Origin of the sequence: Mycobacterium sp. P7213, from assembly GCF_900604305.1 — a bacterium.
Taxonomy (GTDB): domain Bacteria; phylum Actinomycetota; class Actinomycetes; order Mycobacteriales; family Mycobacteriaceae; genus Mycobacterium.
In genome coordinates, this window is record NZ_UWOA01000027.1 from 1 (window position 1) to 14,601 (window position 14,601).

The 14,601-nt window shown below is 67.2% G+C and carries 12 protein-coding genes and 1 tRNA gene; 6 read left to right on the forward strand and 7 right to left on the reverse strand.

Going from position 1 to position 14,601, the window contains the following annotated elements; translation table 11 throughout:
* The coding region (locus tag EJK91_RS12040) for a TPM domain-containing protein (protein WP_164517947.1) at nucleotides 1-1,988 on the reverse strand (1,988 nt) is incomplete at its 3' end.
* 135 nt (nucleotides 1,989-2,123) lie between these two features.
* On the opposite strand from EJK91_RS12040, the gene EJK91_RS12045 reads away from it, so the two are divergent.
* Nucleotides 2,124-3,377 (forward strand): deoxyguanosinetriphosphate triphosphohydrolase, encoded by a 1,254-nt coding sequence (locus tag EJK91_RS12045; protein WP_024440663.1) that lies wholly within the window; start codon nucleotides 2,124-2,126, stop codon nucleotides 3,375-3,377.
* A gap of 83 nt (nucleotides 3,378-3,460) precedes the next feature.
* Here EJK91_RS12045 and EJK91_RS12050 read toward each other — a convergent pair whose 3' ends face one another.
* Entirely contained in the window at nucleotides 3,461-4,228 is a 768-nt protein-coding gene (locus EJK91_RS12050; protein ID WP_024440662.1) for a sensor domain-containing protein, read from the reverse strand.
* A 150-nt stretch (nucleotides 4,229-4,378) separates the two neighbouring features.
* Here EJK91_RS12050 and dnaG point away from each other — a divergent pair, with 150 nt between their 5' ends.
* Complete coding sequence (gene dnaG / locus EJK91_RS12055; RefSeq protein WP_024440661.1) at nucleotides 4,379-6,307, forward strand: DNA primase; 1,929 nt, start codon at nucleotides 4,379-4,381, stop codon at nucleotides 6,305-6,307.
* A gap of 11 nt (nucleotides 6,308-6,318) precedes the next feature.
* On the opposite strand, the gene EJK91_RS12060 is transcribed toward dnaG, so the two are convergent.
* Nucleotides 6,319-6,576 carry a hypothetical protein gene (locus EJK91_RS12060; RefSeq protein WP_024440660.1) on the reverse strand — a complete coding sequence of 86 codons (258 nt, stop codon included), beginning with the start codon at nucleotides 6,574-6,576 and terminating at the stop codon, nucleotides 6,319-6,321.
* A 134-nt stretch (nucleotides 6,577-6,710) separates the two neighbouring features.
* On the opposite strand from EJK91_RS12060, the gene EJK91_RS12065 reads away from it, so the two are divergent.
* Nucleotides 6,711-6,786, forward strand: a tRNA-Asn gene (locus EJK91_RS12065).
* A 19-nt stretch (nucleotides 6,787-6,805) separates the two neighbouring features.
* Here the strand turns inward: EJK91_RS12065 and EJK91_RS12070 are convergent.
* Nucleotides 6,806-7,198 carry a hypothetical protein gene (locus tag EJK91_RS12070; RefSeq protein WP_024440659.1) on the reverse strand — a complete coding sequence of 131 codons (393 nt, stop codon included), beginning with the start codon at nucleotides 7,196-7,198 and terminating at the stop codon, nucleotides 6,806-6,808.
* Nucleotides 7,199-7,248: 50 nt separating this feature from the next.
* Nucleotides 7,249-9,195 (reverse strand): acyl-CoA dehydrogenase family protein, encoded by a 1,947-nt coding sequence (locus EJK91_RS12075; protein ID WP_444850816.1) that lies wholly within the window; start codon nucleotides 9,193-9,195, stop codon nucleotides 7,249-7,251.
* Between the two features lie 55 nt (nucleotides 9,196-9,250).
* On the opposite strand from EJK91_RS12075, the gene EJK91_RS12080 reads away from it, so the two are divergent.
* The 3 genes from EJK91_RS12080 to EJK91_RS12090 all read left to right on the forward strand — a co-directional run bounded on the left by EJK91_RS12080 (nucleotide 9,251) and on the right by EJK91_RS12090 (nucleotide 11,946).
* Nucleotides 9,251-10,393, forward strand: a complete 1,143-nt coding sequence (locus tag EJK91_RS12080; RefSeq protein WP_024440657.1) for an esterase-like activity of phytase family protein — start codon at nucleotides 9,251-9,253, stop codon at nucleotides 10,391-10,393.
* A 198-nt stretch (nucleotides 10,394-10,591) separates the two neighbouring features.
* A complete protein-coding gene (locus EJK91_RS12085; protein ID WP_024440656.1) occupies nucleotides 10,592-11,281 on the forward strand; it encodes a TetR/AcrR family transcriptional regulator in 690 nt (229 codons plus the stop codon).
* Nucleotides 11,281-11,946, forward strand: a complete 666-nt coding sequence (locus EJK91_RS12090) for a TetR/AcrR family transcriptional regulator (protein WP_125079042.1) — start codon at nucleotides 11,281-11,283, stop codon at nucleotides 11,944-11,946. Before EJK91_RS12085 ends, EJK91_RS12090 begins: the two co-directional genes overlap by 1 nt.
* 4 nt (nucleotides 11,947-11,950) lie before the next feature.
* Here EJK91_RS12090 and EJK91_RS12095 read toward each other — a convergent pair whose 3' ends face one another.
* Together EJK91_RS12095 and EJK91_RS12100 are read right to left on the reverse strand one after the other, a co-directional pair.
* A complete protein-coding gene (locus tag EJK91_RS12095) occupies nucleotides 11,951-12,316 on the reverse strand; it encodes a PAS domain-containing protein (protein ID WP_024440654.1) in 366 nt (121 codons plus the stop codon).
* Between the two features lie 411 nt (nucleotides 12,317-12,727).
* Complete coding sequence (locus EJK91_RS12100) at nucleotides 12,728-14,536, reverse strand: sensor domain-containing phosphodiesterase (protein WP_046300175.1); 1,809 nt, start codon at nucleotides 14,534-14,536, stop codon at nucleotides 12,728-12,730.
* Nucleotides 14,537-14,601: the final 65 nt, after the last annotated feature.

Consider the following 14,601-nt stretch of genomic DNA (forward strand, 5'->3'; position numbering starts at 1 on the left):
CCCAAGAAGCCCCCGCCCGAAGACGAGCCGCCGAACGAGGTGGGACTCCAGCCGCCCCCTCCACCACCACCGAAGCCGCCACCGCCGAAGCCGCCGCCACCGCCGGAGAGGATGTTGCCGATGATGATGCCGCCCAGCATGGCGCCGGTGTCGTTGCCACCKCCGCGGTCGTTGCCGTAACGCCCGTAGTAGGCGCGCTGCGCGTCCTGTACGTCGGCTTTGGCCAGCGACTGCGCCGCGGCGGCCAGGGTGGCCGCGCCGTTGGCCTGGGTGATGGCGCCCGCGACATCGGTGCTGCGCTTGTCTTGGGCGGCGTCGAGGCGGCGCCGTGCCTCGGCCAGCCGGGTGCGCGCTTCCGGGCCGACGCTACCGCGGCGGGTATCGATGTAATCGGACACGGCGCGGATGCGCGACGACGCGGTGAATAGGGCCTGCTCGAGCGTGCGAGCCAACCGTTCAGCGGCGGCGTGCTCCTCGGCGACCGTGTCCAGCAGCTGGTCCAGGTCGGCGTCCGCCTTGAGCAACGCGGTGAAGGCCCCCAGGGGATCTCCGGAGGCGCGGGCGGCGGCGACGGCCTTGACCACGCGATCACGAACAGTGACCAGCTCGGACTTATGCGTGCCCGCCCCGCGCTGCAACAGTGCGGTGGCTTGGGCGATGCCGGCTTCGGCGTCGGCGATGGTCTCGGGCAGTGTGGCGACCGCGTGACGGATGTCGCTTGCGGCATTGTCGACCGCGTCGAGCAGGGCTCGGCCCTGGCCGAGCCCCGACTCGGCGGCCCGAACCGCGTCCACCAGCTCGCTCTGCCCGCCGGTCACCGGGTGGTCGGCCAGGCTGCGGGCCCGGGTGATGTTGCGTTCGGCGAAGGCGGCCCGATCCTGTGCGGTCTTGACGTTGCCGGACACCGTACTGAGCGCGGTGGCGTCGAATTGGGTGTGCAGTTCGACCAGGTGCTGCTCGGAGGCCGGGATGCGCCCGGTCAGCTCGACCAGTTGCTGGGTCAGTGTGTCGAGGCGGTCGCCGGCGTTGAGTACGAGATCTCGCAACTGCTCGAACGCGGCACGCTGGATCTCCAGTTCGCGGTCGGCCTTTGAAGCGGTGACGATCACCCCGGTCAGCAAGTCGCGCTGTTGTGCCGGTGTCTCAGGGATATCGTCGTCGAGCTGCTGGCGCACCGTGAAGGCGTGCTCCATAGCGGCCTTGGCGGAGGAGACGGCCTGCGCGAACGGTCGCACGCGTTCCGTGCCGAATTCTTCGAGGGCCAGCTCCAATTCGTTGGCGCTGGTGCGGACCGCATTGTCGACCTCGACGACTTTCTCGCGCGACAAGGCGTCCAGCGCGAACACCGGCACGTCGGACAGCGCGTTGGGGTCGGTGGGGTCGACCCGCCGGGCCGCCGCCAGTGCCGCGGCGCGGCGGCGGCGACGCAGGTGACGGACCACCAGCAGCAACACCAGGCCGGCGAGCGCCACCGTGGCCAGGGCGATCAGGATCGGTGTCCAGCTCACCTGCGTGGGTGCGGCGGCGGCGTCGAGTCCGGTGGCGGCCGCGGAGGCCGCACCGGCCCAGTCGTTGCGGTGCAGGGCCGGTTCGATCTGGTTGCGCCGCAACGCGTCGACCTTGTCCGAGCTGATCTCGGAGATGGCGTTGGAAACCAGGAAGGCGTAGCTGCGGTCGGCGGTGGCAACAGCGAGCAAGGCGTCGTTGCTGCCGAGATCGCTGAGTCGCGCCGTGCTGCGTCCCCAGTCCTCAGCGGTCTGCCCGGAGAACACCTCGACGTAGACCACCCACAGCCGGATGTGCCGGTCGGCGTAGAGCTTGTCGATCGCGTTCTGCACCTCGGCGCGATCGGACTGCGAGAGCGCCCCGGCGCTGTCGGTGATCAAAGTGGGCAGACGCATCGAAGGCTGCGCCGCAGCGCTTGGGGCTACCAGCAGCACTGCGAGGAGAAACGCCAGGGCGGCAGCGGCCAGCCGGGGAATGCGCATGCCGGTAAATCTATATGTGATCGGGGGGTGATCGACGGAATTCTGCGACCGGCCCACTCGGTTCGCAGCGGTCGGATGCCGAACTTCGGCCCGCGGTGTCATGGTCTCGGGTCGGGTCAAAATAGACTGGCGGCGGTGGCTACCAACTCCTGCGACAGCTACGACGCGCACGACCGCGAACGCATCGTGGCGGAGTCGTCGAAAACCGCCGGCCTGCCCGGAACCGGCGGCCAGCACCGCACTGACTTCGCCCGCGACCGGGCCAGGGTGCTGCACAGTGCTGCCCTGCGCCGGCTGGCCGACAAGACCCAGGTGGTCGGCCCCCGAGACGGCGACACCCCGCGCACCCGCCTGACCCACTCGCTGGAGGTCGCGCAGATCGGGCGGGGGATGGCGATCGGATTGGGCTGCGACCCTGACCTGGTGGACCTGGCCGGCCTGGCTCACGATATCGGCCACCCGCCTTACGGACACAACGGTGAGCAGGCGCTCAACGAAATCGCTGCGAGCTGTGGCGGATTCGAGGGAAACGCGCAGAACTTCCGCATCTTGACCAGTTTGGAGCCCAAGGTCCTGGGTCCGGACGGTGCGAGTGCGGGCCTGAATCTGAGCCGGGCGACGCTGGATGCGGTCACCAAATACCCGTGGTTCCGCCACGCGACAGACGGCTCGGTACGGACCAAGTTCGGCTTCTACGACGACGACCGGGAGGCCGCTGACTGGATGCGCCGCGGCGCACCGGAGGGACGCGTCTGTCTGGAGTCGCAGATCATGGACTGGGCCGACGATGTCGCCTACTCGGTGCATGACGTTGAAGACGGCGTCATCTCCGGCCGGATCGACCTGCGGGTGCTCGCCGACGCCTCGACCGTGGCCGAACTGACGCGTCTGGGCGACCCCCACGGGGTGCACGATCTGGCCGGGGCGGCTCGCCGGCTCACCGAACTGCCGGTGGTGGCCGCTGTGGGTGATTACGACGCGACACTGTCGGCGTCGGTGGCACTCAAACGGCTGACCAGTGAACTGGTCGGGCGCTTCGCCTCCGCGGCGATCACCGCCACCCACGACGCCGCCGGCCCGGGACCGCTGACCCGTTACCAGGCAAACCTGGAAGTGCCTGAACTAGTGCGGGCTGAAGTAGCCGTGCTGAAAACCCTTGCGGTGCAGTTCATCATATCGTCGGACCAGCACCGCAGGATTCAGGCCGCCCAGCGTGAGCAGGTGCACGAGGTCGCGCACCGGCTGCTCGCCACGGCACCGGAGAGCCTGGACCCGATCTTCGTTCCGGCGTTCAACGCCGCGGCTGACGACAATGCACGGCTGCGGGTGGTCGTCGACCAGATCGCGTCATGCACCGAGGGGCGGCTGGAACGCCTCGTCGCGGGCTAGTGACACAGCGGCGGGCCCGCCCCCGCAAGTAGGGGAGCGCCCAGCACCCGGCTTCGCCGTGCGTGCGGCCACCGCGGATGAACTCAGCCGAGCTTGGCGACCTTGTCCATCATCGCCCGCACGACATCGGTGCTGCTGGTCTGCGGGTCACCGGAACCACTGGCGTTCTCGGTTCCGGTGAAGGCGATCAGGACACCGACGATGCAGTTGTCCTGCAGCCCGATCGCGCGGGTGTCCGGCGCCTTGGGGCTCTTGTCCAGCACGATCGATGCGGCCAGGACATCGTCGGTGATCCGCACGTCGGTGATGTGCATCTCGGTGCCGCGGAGGTGCGGCGATCCGGCCGTGTCCGGGTCGGCCGCGTTGACCGGTTGACCGTCGCAGTGCTTCCACTGCTCGGTGAACTTATCGAACAGTTGCCGCGCGTCGTCGGCGGTGGGCAGGGCGACCACGGCCTCCTTGACGAACATCACCCGGGTGTCGAGCGGCTTGAAGCCGTCGTGAGCGGGCTCGGGGTCGATCCAGGTCTCACGCGCGTAGCTCTGGACGGGGGCCGAGGCATACACGCTTCGCTGCGCGACGTCGAGGACTCCCACGCAGTCGCCGGGGGTTGCTGAGTCGTCCATCGCCTCCAGGCCGCCGTAGGACGGCGGGCCGGTGACAGTGGTGAAGGGCTGGTCCAGCATTGCGGTCAGCTCGGTGCCGTTGAGCAGCACCTGCTTGACGGTCTCGCCGGTGACGCCGGCCGCACTACGCGACCGGTCGGGCAGCACCAGCCAGGTCGTCACCGCGGCCGCGGCGAGCACGGCGACGGCGACAAGGGTCAGCAACCAGACCCGTTTCGAGTTCATTCACGCCCCTGACGCAGCAGTTGACCCGTCATTAAAACATGGGCGGTTCCGGTACCGAGGGCTGGGCAGATGGCGGCGATCCGCTTCGCCCGGCTCCGCCGTGCACGCGATCGCGGTGGTGCAGATGGCGGCGCGCTCTACACTGACCCCGTGCCAGGCCGCATCTCCGATCGCGACATCGCCGCTATCCGCGAACGTGTCCGAATCGAGGACGTGGTCGGTGACTACGTGCAGCTCAGACGCGCCGGCGCCGACTCGCTCAAGGGCTTGTGCCCGTTTCACAACGAGAAGTCGCCGTCGTTTCACGTCCGGCCCAACCACGGCCTGTTCCACTGCTTCGGCTGCGGGGAAGGCGGCGACGTCTACGCCTTCGTGCAGAAGATCGAGCACGCCAGTTTCGTCGAGGCGGTCGAGCTGCTGGCCGACCGGGTCGGCCACACCATCACCTACACCGGCGCGTCGGCGACCAACATCCAGCGCGAGCGCGGCGGCCGCAGCCGGCTGATCGCCGCCAATGCGGCGGCTGCCGAGTTCTACGCGGCGGCGCTGAGCACCCCTGAGGCCGCACCGGCGCGCAAGTATCTCACCGAGCGAAACTTTGATGCCGCCGCCGCCGAGCGGTTCGGGTGCGGTTTCGCCCCATCCGGGTGGGACGGCCTGACCAAACATCTGCTGCGCAAGGGTTTCGAGTTCAAGGAGCTGGAGGCCGCCGGGCTGTCCCGCGAAGGGCGTCGCGGCCCGATGGACCGGTTCCACCGCCGGCTGCTGTGGCCGATCCGTTCGTCGGCGGGGGAGGTGATCGGGTTCGGTGCGCGCCGGTTGTTCGACGACGACCCGATGGAGGCCAAGTACGTCAACACCCCCGAAACCACGCTGTACAAGAAGTCCAACGTGCTGTTCGGCCTGGACCTGGCCAAACGAGACATCGCCCGCGGACACCAGGCGATCGTCGTCGAGGGCTACACCGATGTGATGGCAATGCATCTGGCAGGCGTCACCACCGCGGTCGCCTCGTGCGGTACCGCCTTCGGCGATGAGCACCTGGCGATGCTGCGCCGACTGATGATGGACGACAAGTTCTTTCGAGGTGAACTGATCTACGTCTTCGACGGCGATGCGGCGGGCCGTGCCGCCGCGGTCAAGGCGCTCGAGGGTGAGCAGCAGCTGGCCGGACAGTCATTCGTCGCGGTCGCCGCCGACGGCATGGATCCGTGTGATCTGCGCCTGGCACACGGCGACGAAGCGCTGCGCGACCTGGTGGCACGCCGCACCCCGCTGTTCGAGTTCGCGGTGCGCACCGCGCTCGCGGAGATGGACCTGGAGACAGCCGAGGGCCGGGTCGCTGCGCTGCGCCGTTGCGTGCCGATGGTCGCTGCGATCAAGGACCCGACGCTGCGCGACGAATACGCGCGCCAGCTGGCCGGCTGGGTGGGCTGGGACGACGTCGCGCAGGTGATCGGCCGGGTGCGTGCGCGGGCCAAGAACGAGGCCAAGGGCGATGCCAAAAGCAGCGGGCCGGCTCGGGACCGTCCGGCGTCTCCCGCGGCCGCCGGCCCGGCCGAAAAGCCGGCGGTCGCCCGACCGAACCCGACCGATCCGACGTTGTGGCCGCAGCGTGAGGCGCTCAAAGCGGCTCTGCAGTACCCGGCGCTGGCCGGGCCGGTGTTCGACACCTTGACGGTGGAGAGCTTTACCCACCCCGGCTATGCCGCGGTGCGCTCGGCGATCGATGCGGCCGGGGGGACGGCGGGAGTGGCCGGCACCGGCGGCGCGCAGTGGATCGAGACCGTGCGCGAGCAGACGCCTTCGTCGCTGACCACCGCGCTGATCCACGAGTTGAGCGTGGAGGCCATCCGCGTCGATGAGGACAAGCTGCCGCGCTATATCGGCGGCGTGCTGGCCCGCCTCCAGGAGGTGTGGGTGGGCCGCCAGATCGCCGAGGTCAAGTCCAAACTGCAGCGCATGTCTCCGGTGGAGCACAGCGACGAATACCACGCGCTCTTCGGCGATCTGGTGGCCATGGAGGCCTACCGGCGAAGCCTGCTGGAACAGGCCAGCGGCGACGATCTGACCGCCTGAGGTCGCGGAGCTCACCGCCGCGGGTTGTCGTCGTCTGGCTCCTCCGGCCGCACCACGGTGATGCCGTCCTCGAGTTCGGTCAGCGTCACCATCGTCGGATCGGGATGGATCCGGTCGGCGATGCTGCGCCGTCCTTTGTCGATCAGCGCCTTGGCGACCGGGCTGCTCGTCACCGCGTGATAGGTGCTGACAATCTGCTCGTAGCGGCGGCGGCCGGCTTTGGTGCCCATCACGTAGCCGACCCCCATCACCACGACATACCCGATCAATGCGGCCCCTTAAAACAGTCGATGCAGTGCTTCCATCCTGCCTCACGCGGTGCGACGGGGGCCGGGTGCGACCCCCGTTGCACCGCGGTGGTTTCGGTATGCGCTAGAGTCTTGCAAGTCCGCGAGGACAGCAATCCCCTGTAGCTCAATTGGCAGAGCATTCGGCTGTTAACCGGAGGGTTGGTGGTTCGAGTCCACCCGGGGGAGCCACGTTTGAGGCCGGCGGCGTTTAGTCCAGCCGGGGAATCGCCGACGGACCCGCCTGCGAAGGCGGCTGCTGCGGTGCGAACATCGCCGGCGCCTGCTGTGGCTGTCCCTGCTGCTTGGCGGCACGGGCCTGGGCGAGCGCGTTGACCAGCGGATTGTTGGCCATCATCTCGCGACGCTCTTCTTCGCTGAGCTCGTAGATCGCCCACGCGCCCCAGGCGGCCGGCCGCACGTACACGGTGACCTGCTGGCGGCCGTTGTTGAAGACGGCGGGAACTGCCACGGCCCGGTCGGTGGCCGCGAAGGTGGCCATCTCCTCGGTGATCCGCTCGAGATCAGCGGTTTCGTGCAGCTCATAGGTGGGCGCTTGCACGCCCTTGGTGGGGGTGGCATTCAGGGCGAGGAACCACGCCATGAGAGGTACTCCTTTGTTCGGTCTGGGGTCCAGACAGCCTATAAAGACGGCTACCCGGTGGACGCACCGGCGGGCGGTACCGACAGGTGTTCGGGGTGCAGCATCTCGGCGTACCGCAATTCTTCGGGGATGCCGAACCCGTCGATCAGAGTCTGGGCGTGCGGGCGCAATTTCCGGCACCGGTCATTGATGCCGCGGGTGACGGCCTTGGCTCGATCGGTGGACAGATACCGGTGCTCGATGAACCAGGCTTTGTCGTCCTCGATGACGCTGAGCGCGTAGAGGTCGCACACCAGCTCCAGCAGTTCGCGGGCGTCGGGATCCGGGCAGGAGTTGATCCCGGCGACGAACGCCTCCAGCACGACGCGGTCGATGTGCGCGGTGGCCGCATGCAGCAAGTGGTCCTGGACCGCGTTGAAGGCATCGAAGTCGCTCATTTCCTGGGCCTTGCCTCTGAGCCGCCGTGCCACCGAGGTCAGCAGATATTCCTCGCGGTCTTCGAACATGTGCACCTGGGTGCCGCGGTTGAACAGGCTGCCCTCCTCCTCGCTGTCCTGCCGGGCGTCCACGATGGTCTGGATGATCGTCTCGGCGGCAGTGCGTTTGAGCACCCGATCCCCGACAGTCTCAGCCGCGAATCGCACCCACCCGACTGGGCTCATGTCGGCGATGTCGTCGGCGTAGGTGGTCAGCAGCTGCTTGGCCACCAGTTGCGTCAGCACGTGGTTGTCGCCCTCGAAGGTGGTGAACACATCAACGTCCGCGCGCAGTGCGATCAGCCGGTTCTCGGCCATGTAGCCGGCGCCGCCGCAGGCCTCGCGCGCCTCCTGGATGGCCCGGGACGCGTGCCAGGTGTTGGCGGCCTTGAGCCCGGCTGCTCGTGCCTCCAGTTCGCGTTGTTCTTCGGCGTCGGGTTCGTCGGCGGTCTGCAGATCATGGCAGCGACCCACCAGCTCGTTCTGGGCGAACTGCAGGGCATAGGAGCGGGCAATCAGCGGGAACAGGCGGCGCTGGTGAACCAGGTAATCGATGATGAGCACCTCGTGTTCGATCCCGTCGTCGCTTGGGGCGCTGAACTGCCTGCGCTGCAACGCATATCGGGTAGCGATGTCCAGGGCGACCCGGGCGGCGGCGCCTGCGCTTCCGCCCACCGAGACCCGCCCTCGGATCAGGGTGCCGATCATGGTGAAGAACCGCCGGCCGTCGCTCTCAATCGATGACCGATAACTGCCGTCCGGTTCGACATCGGCATAGCGATTCAGCAGGTTCTCCCGGGGCACCCGAACATGGTCGAAGACGATGCGTCCGTTGTCCACTCCCGGAAGGCCGCCTTTGTAGTGGCAGTCCGAGGTGACCACACCGGGCAGGTCGTTGCCCTGCGCGTCGCGGATCGGCACCAGGAAGCAATGCACACCGTGGCTTTCGTCACCGGTGATGAGCTGGGCGAAAACCGCCGCAACGGTGGCGGTTTCGGCGGCTCCACCGATGTAGTCCTTGCGGGCCGACCCCGTGGCGGAGTCGATCACGAATTCCTGGGTGGCCGGGTCGTAGGTGGCGGTGGTCTCCAGCGACTGCACGTCGCTGCCGTGGCCGGTCTCGGTCATCGCAAAACAGCCGAGCAGGTCGAGGTCGATGATCTTCTCGACGTAGGCGCGGTGGTGTCGTTCGGTGCCCAGGTTCTCCACTGCGCCGCCGAACAGCCCCCATTGGACCCCGGCCTTGACCATCAGCGACAGATCCGACATCGCCAACATCTCGATCATGGTGATCGCCGCGCCGACGTCGCCGGTGCCGCCGTGTTCCTTGCGGAAACTGTCCGCCGCCACGCCGGAGCCGGCCATGATCCGGAGTTGTTCGGCGACCTTGGCGCGGGCGATAGCCGTGTTCGGTGTGTAGTGCGGACGAAACTTCTCATCGCACAGAGTGGCCCGGACCTGGTTTTTCACCGTCCGCCAGCGGCCGTCCAAAGTGTCGCGCAGGGCATCGGAAGTGGTCACCTCATGCACCGTATCCAGGTGAGGCCGCCGGTAAACCGCGTTTTAGATTACCGAGGTGCGTAGGACGTGGAGCCGGTTACCGGCGCTGTGCGGTGCGCTGCTGACCGTTGGTGCTGCACTTGCGGGTTGCACGCCGTGCGAGAACCCCACGACGACCGCCGGACTGCAGTATCTGGGCCAGGCACTACTGGCACCGAACACCAGGTTCGCCGGCACTGTCGTGGGTGGCCTGTCCGGAATCAGCTACGACCCGGGCCGTGATTGCTACTACGTGATCAGCGATGACCGCTCGGCCAACGGCCCCGCCCGCTTCTATACGGTGCGGCTCACGGTGTCCGACCGCGGCGTCGACGGGCTGGCGGTCAGTGCCATGAACCCGCTGCTGGACTCCGACGGGCGTCCGTTCGAGCCCCAGGCCTTCGATGCGACGCCGCCCGTCATACCGCCGGACCCCGAAGGCATCGCCTTCGATGCCGGCCGCCAACGGTTGTATTGGTCCTCAGAGGGGGAGCGGCGCACCGACGGCCCACGCGGTGCGGTGTTGGCCGACCCGTGGGTGCGTATCGCCGGGCTGGACGGTAGCTACCTCGGCCGGTTTACCCTGCCGACGCAGCTGGCGATGTCGGCGCAGCCCACCGGGCCGCGCCGCAACACCACTCTCGAGGGCCTGACGGTGACCGACGACGGACGGATGCTGTTCGCCGCAATGGAGGGCCCGGGGTATGACGACGGCCCGCTGCCGGATCGCGACCGGGGTGCGCTGACTCGCATCACCGCCTACCGCCTCGACGCCGACGCTCCGGTCGCGCAGTACGCCTATCCGCTGGAGCCTGCGGCCGTCCCGGCCAAAACCAACGGCCTCACTGATCTGGTGGCACTGTCGGACACCGCGTTCTTGGTGATCGAGCGTGCGTTCAGTGACCGCCCGACGGTACGCCTGTTTCGCGCCGAGATCGCCGATGCAACCGATGTGCTCGGTATGCCGGCGCTCGCGGCTGCAGCCGTGACTCCGATGACCAAGACGTTGGTGGCCGACTTGTCCACCACACCCGGGCTGGATCCGCTGGACAACATCGAGGGGTTGACGCTCGGCCCACGGCTGCCCGATGGCCGGCAGACCGTGGTGCTGGTCAGTGACGACAACTTCTCACCGCGTCAGGTAACCCAGTTCGTCGCCTTCGCGATACCCGCCGGCTAGCCGGACAACGGTGATCGCCGGTGCGACAGCCTCGACAGACCGAATGCAATCTGGCACCACGGAATTGGCGTTTTTCAGAATGCCAGCAAAGCTGAATGACGATTTACAGTATAGAAATGAGTCAACTTCGTCATTCGACTGATACCGTAACCCGGGTGTGGTACGACTGCTGGTCAGCGACGAGGCTGAGATCACGCGTTGGCTGAGTCGACCGACCGGCGCGCCGATGCGACGCGCCAGCAGATCATCCGTGCCGCTGCGCATCAGTTCGCCCAGCGGCCATTTCATGACGTCGGCCTCGACGACATTCTGGCTGAAGCAGAATTGACCAAGGGTGCGATGTATTTTCATTTCCGATCTAAGCACGCGCTGGCCCTGGCCGTCATCGACGAACAACTCGCCAAGACGGGCACAGCGATGAGGGCATTGGTGGACCGCAAGCTTTCCGGCTTGGAAACCCTGCTTGACGTGGGCTACCTCATGGCGGTCGAAGACCTCACCAGTGACGGTGCCCGAGCAATGCTGCACCTGCTGCCGGTCGTCGGCGGCGCCGAGGGGTTGCAGGCCACCGTGCTCAACAATGCGATTCAGGCGCTGAGCGCGGTGACCGAGCGGGCGATCGCCGAAGGCGACGTCCTCGACCGCGATCCGCGCGATGTGGCCCGGATGATGGTGGCGCTGTACCTGGGCTTGCGACAGGCCGGCAATCTCGATGAGCCCGAACAGTTCCTGCGTGAGTTGGAGCGGGTCTGGTCGGTTGTGCTGCCCAGTGTGGTGCCTGCGGATCGCATCGACTATTTCGTTCAGTTCGTTCGTCGGCGTACTGCGTTGGCAGTCAAGACGACGGCGGTGGCGAAGTCGGCGGTGCCCGAAGGGGAGGTCGGCTGATGGCGCGCCAGGTCCGGTCCGAGGCGACTCGGCGCAAGTTGCTCGATGCGGCCATCGACGTGTTCGGCGAGGCCGGCTACGTCGCTGCCGGGCGAACCGCGATCATCGAGCGGGCCGGGGTGACCAAGGGGGCGCTCTACCACCACTTCGACTCGATGGATTCGTTGGTGACGGCCATCATCGAGGGCGGTTTCGCCACGGTGTTGACCACGTTTCGGAGCATGTGTCAGCCGTCCTCACCCGCTTTGGAGGGGATGATCCACGGCATGTTCGCCGTCACGGAGTTGTTGTCCGTCGACAAGGAGGCGCGGGCGGCGGGTCACCTGGTCTTCGCCCTGGCCGAATCCAATGAATTGGGGGCTGAGGTCGGCGGCGAATGGGCGGACGCGGTCGCCGCTCAGACCGCGCGCGCGATCGCCGAGGGCGACCTCCGCGAGGAGCTCGATGCCCGCCAGGTTGCCGAGTCGATCACCTCGGCGATGCTTGGGACGTGGCTGTTGACGCACTATGCCGGTGACAGCATCGGACGGGTGACGCGGATGTGGGAGACGCTGCTGCCCGCCATCGTAGTGGCCGACTCACTGTCGTATTTCCGGCAGTTCCTGGCCCGCAACACGCTGCGCTATCAGAACGGCGGTGACGGCGCGTCGGCCACCGGGCGCTGAAGCGCTAGCGTTCCTCCAGCCAGAGCTGCTCGGTGAGGTCTTGGAACGTGGCGAGCGCAACCCGGTCGTCGGCACGTTCGAGCGCTGACTTGCTCATCAGGGCGCGCACCGTCGAGCCGTCCCGATGTTCCAGGGAGACAACCAGATTTGCCAGCGAATGCATCACCGACAAGGCCGATTCCTCAGCCGGTGGAACCTGGCCGAAGATCTGCCGGAATTCCAGGGCCAGCACCTCTTCCTGGGTGTAGCCCAGCATGGCGGCGAACCCGCTGTTGGCGAACAAGATGGTGCCGTCGTCGGCGATTGCGAGCACCGGAACGGGGATCCGCTCGAGCGCGACCAGGGCCGGCAACTGCCGCAGCGTGTCCATCGGTGCCTGAGGGGTTTGCGCGTTCCGCCGTCGCTCCATGGCTCTGATTATGACGGGCGCCGCCGAGGGCGTGGGCGGTGTTGGCCACGGCCGGGCACGGACCGCGTCGCCCCGACACATAGACGATCGACGTGACGAGGCGCACAGTCTCGTATTGATTGAACATCATCCAAAAGGTATGTACTATCTCCGGTTATGCGAGGGATTGGTTTGTACGGATCGGGCGCGCTGCGGCGTGCGCCGAGGCCGTCGAGTTCCTCCCGAAGCTTCGCCCGGGGCACCTTGAGGGGTCCGCATCGCCGTGTGTCGCCGCACGCCGAGCCGCGTTGGTGCACCGCACCGACTGCCGCGCTCGCCGGCAGGCAGACGGGGGTGCGGTTGTGTGCCACTTTCTACCGGGCGATGTTCTTGTCAGATCACCAAAGCTTGGCTGTCGGCCAGGAACGGCATCGCCATCCAGCGTGACGCCAGCATTGCTTCGGCGGCGGGCCCCGGCACCGGGCGGGAGAACAGGAAGCCCTGCGCGCGGTGACAGCCGTGCCGCATCAAGGTGAGCGCGGCCGCCGACGTTTCCACACCCTCGGCGACCACCTGCAGACCGAATGCCTCGGCCAGCGCGATGATCGCTCGGACAATGGCGAGATCGCCCGGATTGACGCCCAATTCGCGCACGAAGACGGTGTCGATCTTCAGGGTGTCGACCGGCAGATCTTTCAGATGTGACAAGACGGCGTAACCCGTGCCGAAGTCGTCGATGGCGATCTGCACCCCGGCTTCGCGCAGTTCCGCCAGGGTTCGACGGGTGCTCTCGATGTTCTGCACCACCGCCCGCTCGGTGATCTCCAGGCACAGCGAGCCGGGACGTAGGCCGAATTCGTTGATGGTTTCCACCACGTTCTGGACGAAACCGCGGGCGGCCAGCTGGATGGGCGAGACATTGACGCGCAGCGTCGCGCTGGTCCGGACGCCATTGGTCTGCCATTGGCTGAATTCTGCGCACGCGGTGCGCATCACCCACCGGCCCAGATCATCGGCCAGGTTGGCGGATTCGGCGATGCTGATGAACGAACTCGGCAACAGCAACCCGCGGGTGGGATGACGCCAGCGCACCAGCGCCTCCACTGCCACGATCGCGCCGCTCCACAGATCGACCTCGGGCTGGTAGTACAACAACAACGACTCGTCATCGATCTTGCCCTGCATGTGCAGTTCGATGTCCTTGCGGAACAAGCTCTTCAAGGACATATCGTCGGTGGAGCTGACGGTCTGGTTGCCGCCGCCGCGTTTCGCCGCCAAGACGGCCTCGTCGGCGCGGTGCAGCAGACCGGCGCTGGTGTCTTCCCCGGGTAGCCCGACGGTCACGCCCACACTGACCGTGCTGTTGACCGTATGGCCCTGGATCTCCACCCGTTCGCGAAGCGCGCCCTGCAGTCGGTCGGCGAAGGTCTCGGCGCTGGCCATCGACATCGGCCAGTCCGGGATGACGACGAATTCGTCCCCGCCGATGCGGGCCGCCATGGTCCGGTTTCCGGCGTACGCACGCAGTCGCCGGGCGAAGTCCTGGATGAACCAGTCGCCGGCGGCGTGACCGAGGTAGTCGTTGATCGGCTTGAGCCGGTCGAGGTCGATGTAGAAGACGCCGACCGGACCGGGCTTGCCGGCGACGAGTCGTTCGGACAGGTGAGCGACCAGCGCACGACGATTGTGCAGGCCGGTCAGGTCGTCGTGGTCGGCCAGATAGCGCAGCCGCTCCTCGGCCGCGACACGGGCCTGCAACTGCGCGAACAGCGAGGCGATCGCCTCGATCGTGTTGAGCTCTTCGGGACGCCACTTGGGTCGGCGAAACTTGACCAGGCCAAGCATGCCGATGGTCACCGGACCGGAGATCAGTGGCGCGGTGGCGACCGACAGCGATTCGATGGCGTGGTCCATCGACATCTGGCGCACATAGCCGGACTCGTTCGGCTCCGGCCGGATAACCGCCACCCGCTTGCCATGCGCGCAGGTGGTGAAGACCGGATCGGCGGTGGTGAACGAGACGACCGCCAACGGGTCGGGCTCCGGGGCGTTCGGGCGCGGCGGCCATTCGGCCACCAGCTTGGAGGCTCTGATCTCGTGGTCGTTGTGACGCAGGAATCCGGCGTCGACGTTGAGTTGCTCCACCAACGTCTGCAGCACGCGTTCACTGACCGCAGCAGCCGTCGACGGTGTGGTAGCCATCAGTTGGGCGGCGATCGAGGTGACCAGCGCCAATCTATCCGCCACGATGTCCTTCCCCCGAAGAC